The sequence below is a fragment of the Kitasatospora viridis genome, assembly GCF_007829815.1.
In the GTDB taxonomy this organism is placed as follows: Bacteria; Actinomycetota; Actinomycetes; order Streptomycetales; family Streptomycetaceae; genus Kitasatospora; species Kitasatospora viridis.
On record NZ_VIWT01000001.1, the window covers coordinates 5,838,503 to 5,850,979 of the forward strand.

Annotated in this window: 14 protein-coding genes; 11 read left to right on the forward strand and 3 right to left on the reverse strand. The window is 74.2% G+C overall.

Annotation, left to right across the window (positions count from 1 at the left end; genetic code table 11):
* Nucleotides 1-264: 264 nt before the first annotated feature.
* The gene (locus tag FHX73_RS26195; protein ID WP_145907641.1) at nucleotides 265-444 is read left to right on the forward strand and encodes a hypothetical protein; all 180 of its coding nucleotides are present in this window, start codon (nucleotides 265-267) and stop codon (nucleotides 442-444) included.
* A gap of 39 nt (nucleotides 445-483) precedes the next feature.
* Here the strand turns inward: FHX73_RS26195 and asnB are convergent, their stop codons facing one another.
* Nucleotides 484-2,334, reverse strand: a complete 1,851-nt coding sequence (asnB, locus tag FHX73_RS26200) for an asparagine synthase (glutamine-hydrolyzing) (protein ID WP_145907643.1) — start codon at nucleotides 2,332-2,334, stop codon at nucleotides 484-486.
* Nucleotides 2,335-2,548: 214 nt separating this feature from the next.
* Here asnB and FHX73_RS26205 point away from each other — a divergent pair, with 214 nt between their 5' ends.
* Nucleotides 2,549-3,097 carry a DUF4383 domain-containing protein gene (locus FHX73_RS26205; RefSeq protein WP_145907644.1) on the forward strand — a complete coding sequence of 183 codons (549 nt, stop codon included), beginning with the start codon at nucleotides 2,549-2,551 and terminating at the stop codon, nucleotides 3,095-3,097.
* A 245-nt stretch (nucleotides 3,098-3,342) separates the two neighbouring features.
* Nucleotides 3,343-3,522 (forward strand): hypothetical protein, encoded by a 180-nt coding sequence (locus FHX73_RS26210; RefSeq protein ID WP_145907647.1) that lies wholly within the window; start codon nucleotides 3,343-3,345, stop codon nucleotides 3,520-3,522.
* A 12-nt stretch (nucleotides 3,523-3,534) separates the two neighbouring features.
* On the opposite strand, the gene FHX73_RS26215 is transcribed toward FHX73_RS26210, so the two are convergent.
* Nucleotides 3,535-3,945 carry a tautomerase family protein gene (locus FHX73_RS26215; RefSeq protein ID WP_145907649.1) on the reverse strand — a complete coding sequence of 137 codons (411 nt, stop codon included), beginning with the start codon at nucleotides 3,943-3,945 and terminating at the stop codon, nucleotides 3,535-3,537.
* A gap of 114 nt (nucleotides 3,946-4,059) precedes the next feature.
* Between FHX73_RS26215 and FHX73_RS26220 the strand changes: the two genes are divergently transcribed.
* Nucleotides 4,060-4,635 (forward strand): TetR/AcrR family transcriptional regulator, encoded by a 576-nt coding sequence (locus FHX73_RS26220; protein ID WP_170305029.1) that lies wholly within the window; start codon nucleotides 4,060-4,062, stop codon nucleotides 4,633-4,635.
* Between the two features lie 58 nt (nucleotides 4,636-4,693).
* Here the strand turns inward: FHX73_RS26220 and FHX73_RS26225 are convergent, their stop codons facing one another.
* On the reverse strand, nucleotides 4,694-4,912 hold the full coding sequence (locus FHX73_RS26225) for a dodecin (protein ID WP_145907655.1): 219 nt from the start codon (nucleotides 4,910-4,912) through the stop codon (nucleotides 4,694-4,696).
* A 188-nt stretch (nucleotides 4,913-5,100) separates the two neighbouring features.
* On the opposite strand from FHX73_RS26225, the gene FHX73_RS26230 reads away from it, so the two are divergent.
* From FHX73_RS26230 to FHX73_RS26260, 7 genes are all read left to right on the forward strand, one after another.
* Nucleotides 5,101-5,838 (forward strand): response regulator transcription factor, encoded by a 738-nt coding sequence (locus FHX73_RS26230; protein WP_246213723.1) that lies wholly within the window; start codon nucleotides 5,101-5,103, stop codon nucleotides 5,836-5,838.
* Nucleotides 5,835-6,965, forward strand: a complete 1,131-nt coding sequence (locus tag FHX73_RS26235) for a sensor histidine kinase (protein ID WP_145907660.1) — start codon at nucleotides 5,835-5,837, stop codon at nucleotides 6,963-6,965. The genes FHX73_RS26230 and FHX73_RS26235 overlap by 4 nt, the downstream gene beginning before the upstream one ends.
* A gap of 42 nt (nucleotides 6,966-7,007) precedes the next feature.
* Nucleotides 7,008-7,562 (forward strand): 3'-5' exonuclease, encoded by a 555-nt coding sequence (locus FHX73_RS26240; protein ID WP_246213724.1) that lies wholly within the window; start codon nucleotides 7,008-7,010, stop codon nucleotides 7,560-7,562.
* A gap of 163 nt (nucleotides 7,563-7,725) precedes the next feature.
* Nucleotides 7,726-9,561: a cholesterol oxidase substrate-binding domain-containing protein gene (locus FHX73_RS26245; RefSeq protein ID WP_145907667.1), complete on the forward strand. Its 1,836-nt coding sequence runs from the start codon at nucleotides 7,726-7,728 to the stop codon at nucleotides 9,559-9,561.
* Between the two features lie 31 nt (nucleotides 9,562-9,592).
* A complete protein-coding gene (locus FHX73_RS26250; RefSeq protein ID WP_246213725.1) occupies nucleotides 9,593-10,504 on the forward strand; it encodes a helix-turn-helix domain-containing protein in 912 nt (303 codons plus the stop codon).
* A complete protein-coding gene (locus FHX73_RS26255) occupies nucleotides 10,504-10,932 on the forward strand; it encodes a VOC family protein (RefSeq protein ID WP_145907670.1) in 429 nt (142 codons plus the stop codon). The genes FHX73_RS26250 and FHX73_RS26255 overlap by 1 nt, the downstream gene beginning before the upstream one ends.
* Nucleotides 10,933-11,054: 122 nt before the next feature.
* The gene (locus tag FHX73_RS26260; RefSeq protein WP_145907672.1) at nucleotides 11,055-12,446 is read left to right on the forward strand and encodes a class II fumarate hydratase; all 1,392 of its coding nucleotides are present in this window, start codon (nucleotides 11,055-11,057) and stop codon (nucleotides 12,444-12,446) included.
* The last annotated feature ends 31 nt before the right edge of the window (nucleotides 12,447-12,477 follow it).

Below are 12,477 nucleotides of genomic sequence, written 5' to 3' on the forward strand. Positions count from 1 at the left end.
CATGACGACCGAGCCGGACCGGGCCGGTGCCGAACAGGGGAGGGCACCGGACCGGTCGGCCTGGGTCGATACGACGCGCCGCAGAGGGAGGACCCGGACATGACCGCCGAGCGTGACACCTCCTGGACCTGAACCCCGACCGGCCTCGCCGCCACGGCAACACGCCGACGCGGCCCGTGGGTGCCGAGTGGGACGCCACGGGTCGGGTAAGTGTTGGGAACGAAAGGGGCCAATGGGGCTCCGCAGCCGTGATGGGGTGAGGTCATGACGGACAACACCACGGAATTCGTCGTCGACTCGCTGGACCCGGAGGACCTGGAGTCCGGCGCGGACGAGCAGCCGCTGCCGCGCGCCGAGCTGTCCCTGGCCGCCGCCGCCGATGTCGCGGACGCGGTCGAGCAGAGCCGCCAGGTGCCGGTCGACGACGACGAGTACCCGCGCTGACCGGCGCCCCACCGCCGGTCAGCGCGTGACCACCGAACCTCAGAGGGCCAGGCTGCCCGGGTAGAGCCGCTGCCACCGGTCCAGCGCGAGCAGCAGCTCCGCCGAGGTCCGGTCGCGCGCCGGGTCGCGGTCGGGGGCGAGGGCCCGGGCCACCGCCGCCGGGTCGGCCAGCGCGTGCAGCGGCGACTTGGGGTCGCCGTTCAGCTCGGCCAGCTCGTCCCGGACCGCCCGCGGGTAGCCCGGGTCCTGGGTGGACGGGTACGGGCTCTTCACCCGGGCGAGCACCTGCTCCGGCAGCAGCCCTTCGGCGGCGCCGCGCAGCAGGCTCTTCTCCCGCCCGTCGTAGGTCTTCATCGCCCACGGGGTGTTGAACACGTACTCCACCAGCCGGTGGTCGCAGAACGGCACCCGGACCTCCAGGCCGACCGCCATGCTCATCCGGTCCTTGCGGTCCAGCAGCAGCCGGACGAACCGGGTCAGGTGCAGGTAGCAGATCTCCCGCATCCGGCGCTCGATCGGCGAGGCGCTCGGCAGGTGCGGCACCTCCGCCATCGCGGTGGCGTAGCTGTCGGCGATGTAGGTGTCGAGCTCCAGCTCGGCGACCAGGCCGGGGTCGATCATGGCGAGCCGGGGTTCGGCGACGGAGCTGTGCAGGGTGCGCGAGCCGTCGAGCCAGGGAAACGTTTCGGCGGCCACCGCTTCGGGCTGGTGGAACCAGGGGTAGCCGCCGAACAGCTCGTCCGCCGACTCGCCGGACAGCGCCACCGTGGAGTGCCGGCGGATCTCCTGGAACAGCAGGTACAGCGAGGTGTCCATGTCGCCGAAGCCGGTCGGCAGGTCGCCGGCCCGCAGCACCGCGTCCCGGTTCGCCCGGTCGGTCAGCCGGGACCGGTCCAGCACGATGTCGCGGTGGTCGGCCCGCACGTGCTCGGCCACCAGGTGTGCGTACGGCCCGTCCAGGCTGGCGCGCATGGCGTCGGCCTGGAAGTTCTGCTGCTGCCCCTGGAAGTCCACCGAGAACGAGCGCACCGGCCCGCCCCCGGCCGCGGCCAGCTCCCGGGCCGCCAGCGCGGTGACCGTGCTGGAGTCCAGGCCGCCGGAGAGCAGCGAGCACAGCGGCACGTCGGCGATCAGCTGGCGCCGCACGGTGTCGGTCAGCAGCTCGCGCACCGTGGCGACGGTGGTCGGCAGGTCGTCGGTGTGCTCACGGGCCGTCAGCTGCCAGTACCGCTGCAGCGACAGGTTCCCGCGCCGCACCCGCAGCACGTGCCCCGGCTTGAGCTCCGCCATGCCCTGGTAGACCGCGTGCCCGGGGGTCTTGACGAAGGCGAGCAGCTCCCGCAGCCCGTCCTTGCTGACCACGGCCGGCGCCTCGGGGTTGGCCAGGATCGCCTTGGGCTCGGAGCCGAAGAGCACCCCGTCGGAGGTCGGGTAGTAGTAGAGCGGCTTGACGCCCATCCGGTCCCGGACCAGCAGCAGTTCCTCGGTCCGGGCGTCCCAGATGGCGAAGGCGAACATGCCGTTCAGCCGCTCCACGAAGGACGGCCCCCAGTGCAGGTAGGCCTCCAGCACCGTCTCGGTGTCGCTGCGGGTGCGGAAGCGCACGCCCGCCGCGGCCAGTTCGGTGCGCAGCTCCTGGAAGTTGTACACCTCGCCGCTGTAGGTCATCACGGCCAGCAGCCGGCCGTCGCGCTCGACCTTCATCGGCTGGGCGCCGCCCTCCAGGTCGATCACCGCGAGGCGGCGGTGCCCGAGCGCCGCGTGCGCTTCCAGGTGCACGCCGCCCGCGTCCGGACCGCGGCAGATCATCGTCCCGGTCATCGCCTGGACCAGCGACCGCTGCCGGGTGAGGTCCCGGTCGAACGCCACCCAGCCGGCTATTCCACACATGTCAGGGGTGTCCCTTCCCGCCGCATCCGCTTCGTTGCGTACGCGGTTGGTGACGCTACGCCGGGCCCCACCGGCCCCGCCAGGCTCACAGCCGATTTGGCCGAGAACAGACAATCGAGCCGCAGCGCTGCCCGTGGCCCGCGGGCGTAGCGTGGATCCAGAGCCGGGAGCGCCTACCGGCCGCTCCCGCAGGGACCCTCCGGTGGAGGCAGCGATGAAACTGCAGGACGAACTTCCCGTGGACCACCGCCTGGCCCAGGTGTACCGAGCCGGCGCGGGACTGATGGGTCTGCTGCTGCTGATCTGGGGCTGCTTCGGGCTGGCCGGCGAACCCGGCTTCCTGAGCACCCACGGCCAGAACGTCGCCGGCATGTCGAGCAACGGAGCGCTCAGTGTGCTGTCGATCGTTTTCGGCGGAATCCTGTTCATCGCCGCGATCATCGGGGGCAACATCGCCTCCTGGACCAACATGGTCGTCGGCGCGGTCTTCTTCCTGGCCGGATTCGTCGGCCTGATCGCCCTCGACAGCAGCTGGAACCACCTGGCCTTCCGGTTGGCCAACGTGCTGTTCAGCTTCGTCTTCGGCCTGGTGATCGCGACCTTCGGCATGTACGGCCGGGTGAGCGGCCACCTCCCGCACGACAACCCCTACTGGCAGCGGCGCCACCCCGGCGAGCGCGCCCCCGAGGAGGAGATCGCCGGCCGCTGGCACGTGCCGGCCTTCAAGACCGTGCTGCGCCCGACGGTGCACCACCACGCATGAACGGCGCAGTCCGCGAACACCGCGCGGAGACCGGAGCCATCGGGGGCTCCGGTCTCCACGCACTTCTCGGCCCGGCCGCCGGGACCCGGGGGCCCGGGCCGTCCGGCTGAGCGCCCGACCGGTCGGGCGTGCGGCATTTCGGAAATTCCCCGACCGCTCGGGCCCCGGGTGGATTGGAACGCCTCCGCCCGGGGCACCAGCGGGGGTACAACAGCGTCACCCACCGGTGAGGAGGCGGGGCAATCATGGAGGGTCCGGCTCTCTCCCCGCGCGAACAGCAGCTCCTCGACGAGATCGAGGCCGATCTTCGTACCGACGCGGTGCTGGACACCGAGCTGTCCACCATGCGCATCGTGCACCTGCGCCGCCTGCTCCACCTGTTCACCCCGTGGCGCCACCAGCACCCGCGGCCGCCGCGGGCCTGAGGGCGCGCACGGCTAGGAGATGCCGGCGGCGATCGCCTCGTTGGTGAGCACCCGGCCGCCGATGCCCCACGCGCCGTCGCGCGCGTTGAGGATGTTCACCCAGGTGTCCTCGGGGTCGTGCCCCGGGACGGAGAGCCGCTCGACGACGTCGGTGGCGGCCCGGATGAACTCCGCCCGGGCGGCGGGGTCGGCCAGCCCGATGTCCGGCAGCTTCAGCTCGACCATGACGACCGGGCGGTTGGTGCCGCCCGCGTAGACGTGCTCCGGGGCGAGGACGTGCACGGTGCCGCCGACCATGGCGGTGAAGGCGGGGTTCCCGGTGAGGCCGCTGGCCGCGACCAGTGCGGCGGTCAGCCGCGGCAGGATCTCGCGCTCGCCGGCGGGGGTGAGGACGCCGCGGGGTGCGGTGACGGTGATGGGCATGGTGGCTCCCGTGGTCGGTGTGGCCTGTTGGCTAGTACGTACGTCCTAGCTAGTCCAGCTTCGAGTAGGATGGCCGTCCTAGTCAAGTGGGCCCACACACTCCCGGAGGCGACCGTGGCGCGCGACACCCGCGAGCGCATGATCGAGGCCACCGTCAACGCGCTCCGGCACCGCGGCGTGGCGGGGATGTCCTTCACCGACGTGCTCCGCGAGAGCGGCGCCGCCCGCGGCGCGATCTACCATCACTTCCCCGGCGGCAAGGCCGAGTTGGTCGCCGAGGCGGCCGAGTGCAACGGGCGGGCGGTGCGCGAGCGGCTGGCCGCGCTGCCCGCCGACAGCCCGACCGGCGTGCTGGACGCCTTCGTCGAGCTGGTCCGGCCCGTGGTCGCCGAATCCGCGCACGGGAGCGGGTGCGCGGTTGCCGCCGTCACCGTGGGGACGGGCACCGACGGCGACGACGCGCGGCTGCGCCGGATCGCCGCGGGCGCCTTCGAGGCCTGGACCGACCAGCTCGCCGAACGGTTCACCGCCACCGGCCTGGCCGCGGCCGACGCCGCCGACCTGGCGGGGACGCTGATCACCCTGCTGCAGGGCGCGCACGTGCTCTGCCGGGCCGCGGGCGAACTGGAGCCCTTCGAGCAGGCGGCCCGCACGGCGCGCGCGCTGGTGGCGCACCGCTACCCGGGCTGACCGGAACGCGCCCGGCCCCGCCCGTCGCGGGCGGGGCCGGGCGGTTCGGGCCGGTGGCTCAGGCGGACGGGTCCTCCAGGCGGAAGCCGACCTTCACCGTCACCTGGTAGTGCTTGATCTCGCCGTCGCCGACGTGGCCGCGCACCTGGGTCACCTCGAACCAGTCGATGTTGCGCAGGGTCTGCGAGGCGCGGGAGAGGGCGTTGCGGATGGCGGCGTCGGTGCCCTCGTGGGAGGAGCCGACGATCTCGGTCACCCGGTAGGTGTGTTCGGACATGGCGACCTCCGTGGCGGGGTTCGGCTGGCAGTGGCTGTCCCCTCCACCGTGGCCCAGCGGGCGGGCCGCCGCGCGGCGGGATCGGCCGCCGGGGGAGGGGCGCGGGCCGGGCTCCAATCCTTACGAAAGGCCAACGGCGGTCCGGCCGCCGCTCCCGGGCCGCCGGAAGGCCTCCTATCCTCGGAGCCGTGACAGCCCCAGCCCCCGTGCCCCCGGCCCCCGCGCCCCCGCGCGTCCTCGTGGTGGACGACGACCCCACCGTCGCCGAAGTGGTGACCGGCTACCTGGTGCGCGCCGGGTACGTCGTGGACCGGGCCGCCGACGGGCGGGCCGCGCTCGCCCGGGCGGCGGCCTTCCGGCCCGACCTGGTGGTGCTCGACCTGATGCTGCCCGAGGTCGACGGGCTGGAGGTCTGCCGCCGGCTGCGCGCGGCCGGCTCCGCCACCGCCGTGCTGATGCTCACCGCGAAGGGCGAGGAGGCCGAGCGGATCGCCGGCCTGGAGCTGGGCGCGGACGACTACGTGACCAAGCCGTTCAGCCCGCGCGAGCTGGTGCTGCGGGTGGGCGCCGTGCTGCGCCGGCGCACCGCGGTGCCCGCGGCCGGCGCGCCCGAACCGCTCACCGCCGGTGACCTGGAGCTCGACCAGCAGGCCCGCCGCGCCTTCCGCAGCGGGCGCGAGCTGGCCCTGACCCAGCGCGAGTTCGACCTGCTCGCCTTCTTCGTCGGCCACCCGGGCACCGCCTTCGGCCGGGAGGAGCTGATGAGCCGGGTCTGGGGCTGGGACTTCGGCGACCTCGCCACCGTCACGGTGCACGTGCGCCGACTGCGCGAGAAGGTCGAGGACGACCCGGCCGCCCCGCGGCTGATCCGCACCGTCTGGGGCGTCGGCTACCGGTTCGACCCGGCCGGCGAGGTGGCGCGGTGACCGCCCCGCTGCTGATCGCGCTGATCGCCGCGCTCGGTGCCGGCACCGTCACGCTGCTCGGCTGGCCCGCCGTGCGGCTGCTGCGCCGCCGCTCGCTGGTGCTCTCGCTGTTCGCCGTCGCCGTGGCCAGCGTGCTCGCGATGACGGCCGGGACCCTGGCGGTGGCCCAGGCGATGTTCCTCTCGCACCACGACCTCGGCGTGGTGATCACGGTGACCTGCGTGGCCGCCGTGTTCTCGATCGGCACCGCCGCGCTGCTCGGCCGCCAGGTGGTGGCCGGCAGCCGGGCGCTGGCGTTGGCCGCGCGCACCGTCGGCAGCGCGGCCGGGTTCGCCGCGCCGACCGGTCCGCTCGGCGCCGAACTGGCCGAACTGAGCGCCGAGCTGGCCGCCACCAGCGCCCGGCTGGCCGAGTCCCGGGAGCGCGAGCGGGCGTTGGAGTCCTCCCGGCGGGAGTTGGTCGCCTGGATCTCGCACGACCTGCGCACCCCGCTGGCCGGCCTGCGGGCGATGGCCGAGGCGCTGGAGGACGGGGTGGCCGAGGACCCGGCGCGCTACCACGCCCGGATCGGCACCGAGGTGGACCGGCTGGCCGGCATGGTGGACGACCTGTTCGAGCTCTCCCGGATCCAGGCCGGCGCGCTCGGCCTGCGTCCGGCCCGGGTCTCGGTCTACGACCTGGTGGGCGACGCCCTGGCCGGCGCCCACCCGCTGGCCCGCGAGCGCGGGGTCCGGCTGCAGGGCGAGCGGGTGGAGCAGGCGCCGGTGGAGGTGGACGGCCGGGAGATCACCCGGGTGCTGGGCAACCTGCTGGTGAACGCGATCCGGGCGACCCCCGCGGACGGCGTGGTCGAGGTGGCGGCGCGCTGGGAGGCGGCCGAGGTGGTGCTCTCGGTGACCGACGGCTGCGGCGGCATCCCCGAGGCCGACCTGCCCCGGGTGTTCGAGACCGGGTGGCGGGGCGGCAGCGCCCGCACCCCGCGCGAGGGCACCGGTGGGGCGGGGCTCGGACTGGCGATCGTGCGCGGGATCGTGGAGGCGCACGCCGGCCGGGCGACGGTGCGCAACGTGGCCGGTGGCTGCTGCTTCGAGATCGCGCTGCCGGCGGCGCCCGTCGTGCCCGGCTAAAACGGCTTGAGCCGCGGCGCCCGTGGTCTGATGATCCGTCCCATGACTGGACTGCTGAACGTGATCGACGTCGAGGCGACCTGCTGGGACGGGCCGGTGCCGCCCGGGTCGGTCAACGAGATCATCGAGATCGGGCTGACCGTGGTCGACCTGACGCAGCGCCGGCGGATCGGGAGGCACCGGATCCTGGTCCGCCCGGAGCGCTCCGAGGTGAGCCCGTTCTGCACCGAGCTGACCGGGCTGACCGGGGACGAGGTGGCCGGGGGCGTGAGCTTCGCCGAGGCCTGCCGGCTGCTGGTGGCGGAGCACGGCGGCCGGGAGCGGCCGTGGGCCAGCTGGGGCGACTACGACCGGCTGCAGTTCGCCGGGCAGTGCGAACGCAGCGGGGTGGGCTACCCGTTCGGCGAGCGGCACACCAACGCCAAGGCCCGCTTCACCGAGGCGTACGGGCTGCGCCGCCGGCCCGGGATGGCCCGGGCGCTGGAGGTGGCCGGCCTGCCGCTCCAGGGGCGGCACCACCGCGGCGAGGACGACGCCTGGAACATCGCGGCGCTGGTGCTGCGGCTGGTCGAACAGGACTCCTGGCCGGTGGACTGACGTCCCATCAGCTGACGCACCGTCCGTCACGGGCGCCCCGGGAAGTTCCCCGAACGCCGTGGGTTCACTCGAACTAATGAACTGCACCGGAGTCCCGGGTGTGTCGCACGCACCCTCCCTATCTTCGACATCATCAGCACAACAGAGCTGCCAGGGAGGGGTCATGCACGAGAACACCACGTCGGGGGCCGGACTGACACGCCGTCGACTGCTGGCCGGCGGCGCCGCGCTCGGCGGTGCGGCCTGGCTGCTGCGCGGGGTGGTCACGCCCGACCAGGCCCGGGCGGACGGCGTGCCGGCGCTGCCCGCCCCGCCCGCCTTCCCCGGCGGCATCGAGGTCTACCGGCAGGTCTTCGAGAACTGGGCCGGCGAGATCCACGCCGACCAGCTCTGGACCTGCGCCCCGCAGACCCCGACCGACGTGCTCACCCTGGCCAACTGGGCGCACGCCCAGGGCTGGCAGCTGCGCGCCCAGGGCCACCGGCACACCTGGGCCCCGCTCACCGTGGCCGACGGCACCCCGGCCGGCAGCACCGTGCTGCTGCTCGACACCACCAGCCACCTCACCGCGATCTCCCCGGCCGGCACCGCCGCGGCGCCCGCCGTGCGCGCCCAGGCCGGCGCCGACATGGAGCAGCTGCTCGCCCAGCTGCAGGGGCAGGGCCTGGGCCTGACCCACTGCCCGGCCCCGGGCGACCTCACGCTCGGCGGCGTGCTGGCGATCGGCGGCCACGGCACCGCCGTGCCCGCCGCCGGCGAGACCCCGGCCGCCGGCCACGGCTACGGCTCGGTCAGCAACCTGGTCACCGAGCTCACCGCCGTGGTCTGGGACGCCACCGCCGGGGCGTACGTGCTGCGCACCCTGCAGCGGTCCGACCCGGACTGCGCGGCCCTGCTGGTCCACCTCGGCCGGGCCTTCGTGGTCGAGGCGGTGCTGCGCGCCGGGCCGGACCAGAACCTGCGCTGCCAGAGCCGGGTGGACATCCCGGTCAGCGAGCTGTTCGCCGCGCCCGGCACCCCGGGCGCCCGCACCCTGGCCGGATTCGTGGAGCAGACCGGCCGGGTCGAGGCGATCTGGTACGCCTTCACCGACCGCCCCTGGCTGAAGACCTGGAGCGTCAGCCCGAGCCAGCCGTTCGGCTCCCGCCCCGTCGACCAGCCCTACAACTACCCCTTCTCCGACAACATCCCGACCCCGGTGGCCCAGCTGGTCGGCGAGCTGATCAGCGGATCCTGGGGCCTGGCCCCGACCTTCGGCCAGCTCCAGCTGCTGATCACCGAGCTCGGCCTCACCGGTGACCTCACCGACGTGCTGCTCTCCGGCACCCTGCTGCGCGACCTGCTCACCCTGGACGTGGTCACCCACCTGCTGGCCGACGGTCTGCACTCCGACCTCTGGGGGCCGTCCCGGGCCCTGCTGCAGTACGTGCGGCCCACCACCCTGCGGGTCACCGCCAACGGGTACGCGGTGCTCTGCCGGCGGTCCGACGTGCAGTGGGTGGTCAACCAGGTCACCACCGAGTACCAGCAGCTGCTCGGGCAGTACCAGGCGCGCGGGCAGTTCCCGGTCAACGGCGCGGTGGAGATCCGGGTCACCGGCCTGGAGGACCCGGCCACCTGCGGGGTGCCCGGCGCCCAGCCCCCGCTGCTCTCCGCGATCCGGCCGCGGGCCGACCACCCGGAGTGGGACACCGCCGTCTGGTTCGACGTGCTCACCCTGCCCGGCACCCCCGGCCTGCACCAGTTCGGCCGCGACCTGGAGCAGTTCCTGGTCGCCACCTTCGACGGCACCCGGGCCGCCGTGCGGGTCGAGTGGTCCAAGGGCTGGGCCTACACCGCGGATGCCACCTGGGCCGATCCCGACATGCTCGGCCGGGTCATCCCCGACAGCCTGCGGGCCGGCGGCGGCCCCGGCTGGGACCAGGCCGTCGCCACCCTCAACCGCCTCGACCCGAACCACGTCTTCAGCAACCCGTTCCTCGATCAGCTGCTCCGCTGAGCGCGGCGGCCCGCCGCCCCACAATGGAGGGGTGAGCAGCGCGAGCACCCCGATCGACGAGTCGGTCCGGACCAGGCCGGCGGCCGCGCTGCGCCCGTACGTCGCGTGGTACTCCGGCTACCGGCAGGCAGGCCTCGGTCCGACCATCCACCGGGGCCTGCCCTCGCCCTACCTGACCCTGATCCTCACGCTCGACGAGCCTCTCGTGCTGGCCGCGCACCCCGACCCGGCGCAGCCGCCCGGCGAGTACCGGACCCTGCTCGGCGGCCTGCACACCTCGCCCGCGCTGATCACCCATCAGGGCAGCCAGTCCGGTGTGCAGATCGCCGTCAGCCCGCTCGGCGCCCGCGCCCTGTTCGGGCTGCCCGCCGGGGAGCTGGCCAGTGGTGACTACTCGGCCGAGGAGGTGCTCGGCCGGTGGGCCACCGAGGGGCAGGAGCGGCTGTGCGCCGCCGCCGACTGGCCGGGCCGGTTCCGCGCGGTGGACCGCTGGCTGCTCCAGCGGGCCGCCGAGGCCGCGGCGCCGCCGCCCGAGGTGGTCCGGGCCTGGCGGCTGCTGCTGGCCGGCCGCGGCCTGGGCACGGCGGCGAGCCTGGCCGCCGAGGTCGGCTGGAGCACCCGCCACCTGGCCGCCCGCTTCAACACCGAGATCGGCCTGACCCCGAAGGCGGCCGCCCGGGTGATCCGGTTCGACCGGGCCCGCCGGCTGCTCGGCACACCGGCCGCCGCCACCCTGGCCGACCTGGCGGCGGACTGCGGCTACTTCGACCAGGCGCACCTGGCCCGGGAGTTCAACGCGCTGGCGGGGTGCCCGCCGACCCGCTACCTGAGGGAGGAGCCGCCCGACCGGGCGGCGCGCCCTGTTCCGAAACGTCCAAGCCCGGCGGAGCCGGTCGGGGCAGGCTGGAGCCACCGAGGAGGAACCGAGCAGGGAGGCCCCTGATGAGCACCGAAGAGACCCACGCCGTGCAGGAGCGCGCACCGCAGGTGTGGCCCACGTTCCGGGCCCGCGACGCGCGGGCGCTGATCCGCTTCCTGGTCGAGGCGTTCGGCTTCGAGCAGAACGTGGTCTACGGCGAGGGCGACCTCGTCCACCACGCCGAGCTGGACTGGCCCGAGGGCGGCGGCGTGATGCTGGGCTCGGCCCGGGAGGGCGACGACGGGCGGGGCCTGTCCGAGCCCGGCCACTTCAGCGCCTACGTGGTCACCGACCGCCCCGACGAGCTGCACGACCGGGCCAAGGCGGCCGGCGCGGAGATCACCACGGAGCTGTACGAGACCGACTACGGCTCCCGCGACTTCGCCGTCCGCGACCCGGAGGGCAACCACTGGTACTTCGGCACCTACCGGGGCGCCCCGCGCCGCGCCTGAGGCGGAGCGGCTGATGGAGCTGCGACTGAGGCTGTGCACCTGATGTGGCGTCACCCACACGGCGCAGCAGCGGGAAATACCGTGCGGCACGGGGTAGCTGTGGTCAGGTGGAGGTGGAGTCAATGAGTTCGCAGCAGTACCGCACCGAGCACGACTCGATGGGCGAGGTGCGCGTGCCCGCCGAGGCCAAGTGGCAGGCCCAGACCCAGCGCGCGGTGGAGAACTTCCCGGTCTCCGGCCTGCGGCTGGGCCGCGCGCACATCGCGGCGCTGGCCCGGATCAAGGGCGCCGCGGCCGAGGTCAACCAGCGCCTCGGGATCCTCGACCCGGCCGTGGCCGGGGCGATCCGCGAGGCCGCCGAGGAGGTGGCCGAGGGCCGCTGGGACGCCGAGTTCCCGGTGGACGTCTTCCAGACCGGCTCCGGCACCTCCTCCAACATGAACACCAACGAGGTGATCGCCACCCTGGCCGGCGAGCGCCTGGGCCGCCCGGTGCACCCGAACGACCAGGTGAACGCCAGCCAGTCGTCCAACGACGTCTTCCCGTCCTCGATCCACATCGCCGCCACCGCCGCCGTCACCGGCGAGCTGCTGCCCGCCCTGGCCCACCTGGAGGCGGCGCTGACCGGCAAGGCGGAGGAGTTCGCCGCCGTGGTGAAGGCCGGCCGCACCCACCTGATGGACGCCACCCCGGTCACCCTGGGCCAGGAGTTCGGCGGCTACGCCGCGCAGGTGCGCTACGGCCAGGAGCGGCTGCGCGCCACCCTGCCCCGGGTGGCCGAGCTGCCGCTGGGCGGCACCGCGGTCGGCACCGGCATCAACACCCCGCCCGGCTTCTCCGCCGCCGTGATCGCCGAGCTGGCCGAGGTCACCGGCCTGCCGCTCACCGAGGCCCGGGACCACTTCGAGGCCCAGGGCGCCCGGGACGGCCTGGTCGAGCTGAGCGGCCAGCTGCGCACCATCGCGGTCGGCCTCACCAAGATCGTCAACGACCTGCGCTGGATGTCCTCCGGCCCGCGCACCGGCCTGGGCGAGATCAACCTGCCCGACCTGCAGCCCGGCTCCTCGATCATGCCGGGCAAGGTCAACCCGGTGATCCCCGAGGTGGTGGCCATGGTCGCCGCCCAGGTGGTCGGCAACGACGCGACGGTGGCGATGGCCGGCGCCAGCGGCAGCTTCGAGCTGAACGTGATGCTGCCGGTGATCGCCCGCAACCTGCTGGAGTCGATCCAGCTGCTCGGCTCCGCCGCCCGGCTGCTCGCCGACCGCACCGTCGACGGCATCACGGCCAACGTCGAGCGGGCCCGCGAGTACGCCGAGTCCTCGCCCTCGGTGGTGACCCCGCTCAACCGGTACATCGGCTACGAGGAGGCCGCCAAGGTGGCCAAGCAGTCGCTGGCCGAGTCCAAGACGATCCGTCAGGTGGTGCTGGAGCGCGGGTACGTGGCGCGCGGTCAGCTGACCGAGCAGCAGCTCGACGAGGCGCTGGACGTGCTGCGGATGACCCGCCCGTAGGATCGGTCCGCCCGGGCGGACGGGGGGGAAG

What these genes read in the sequence shown, in the direction of transcription:
- FHX73_RS26215 (WP_145907649.1), bottom strand. Translation starts at nt 3,945, where the DNA reads ATGCCCATCACCGTCACCGCACCCCGCGGCGTCCTCACCCCCGCCGGC.
- FHX73_RS26260 (WP_145907672.1), top strand. Translation starts at nt 11,055, where the DNA reads ATGAGTTCGCAGCAGTACCGCACCGAGCACGACTCGATGGGCGAGGTG.
- FHX73_RS26195 (WP_145907641.1), top strand. Translation starts at nt 265, where the DNA reads ATGACGGACAACACCACGGAATTCGTCGTCGACTCGCTGGACCCGGAG.
- FHX73_RS26210 (WP_145907647.1), top strand. Translation starts at nt 3,343, where the DNA reads ATGGAGGGTCCGGCTCTCTCCCCGCGCGAACAGCAGCTCCTCGACGAG.
- FHX73_RS26225 (WP_145907655.1), bottom strand. Translation starts at nt 4,912, where the DNA reads ATGTCCGAACACACCTACCGGGTGACCGAGATCGTCGGCTCCTCCCAC.
- FHX73_RS26245 (WP_145907667.1), top strand. Translation starts at nt 7,726, where the DNA reads ATGCACGAGAACACCACGTCGGGGGCCGGACTGACACGCCGTCGACTG.
- FHX73_RS26255 (WP_145907670.1), top strand. Translation starts at nt 10,504, where the DNA reads ATGAGCACCGAAGAGACCCACGCCGTGCAGGAGCGCGCACCGCAGGTG.
- asnB (WP_145907643.1), bottom strand. Translation starts at nt 2,334, where the DNA reads ATGTGTGGAATAGCCGGCTGGGTGGCGTTCGACCGGGACCTCACCCGG.
- FHX73_RS26240 (WP_246213724.1), top strand. Translation starts at nt 7,008, where the DNA reads ATGACTGGACTGCTGAACGTGATCGACGTCGAGGCGACCTGCTGGGAC.
- FHX73_RS26205 (WP_145907644.1), top strand. Translation starts at nt 2,549, where the DNA reads ATGAAACTGCAGGACGAACTTCCCGTGGACCACCGCCTGGCCCAGGTG.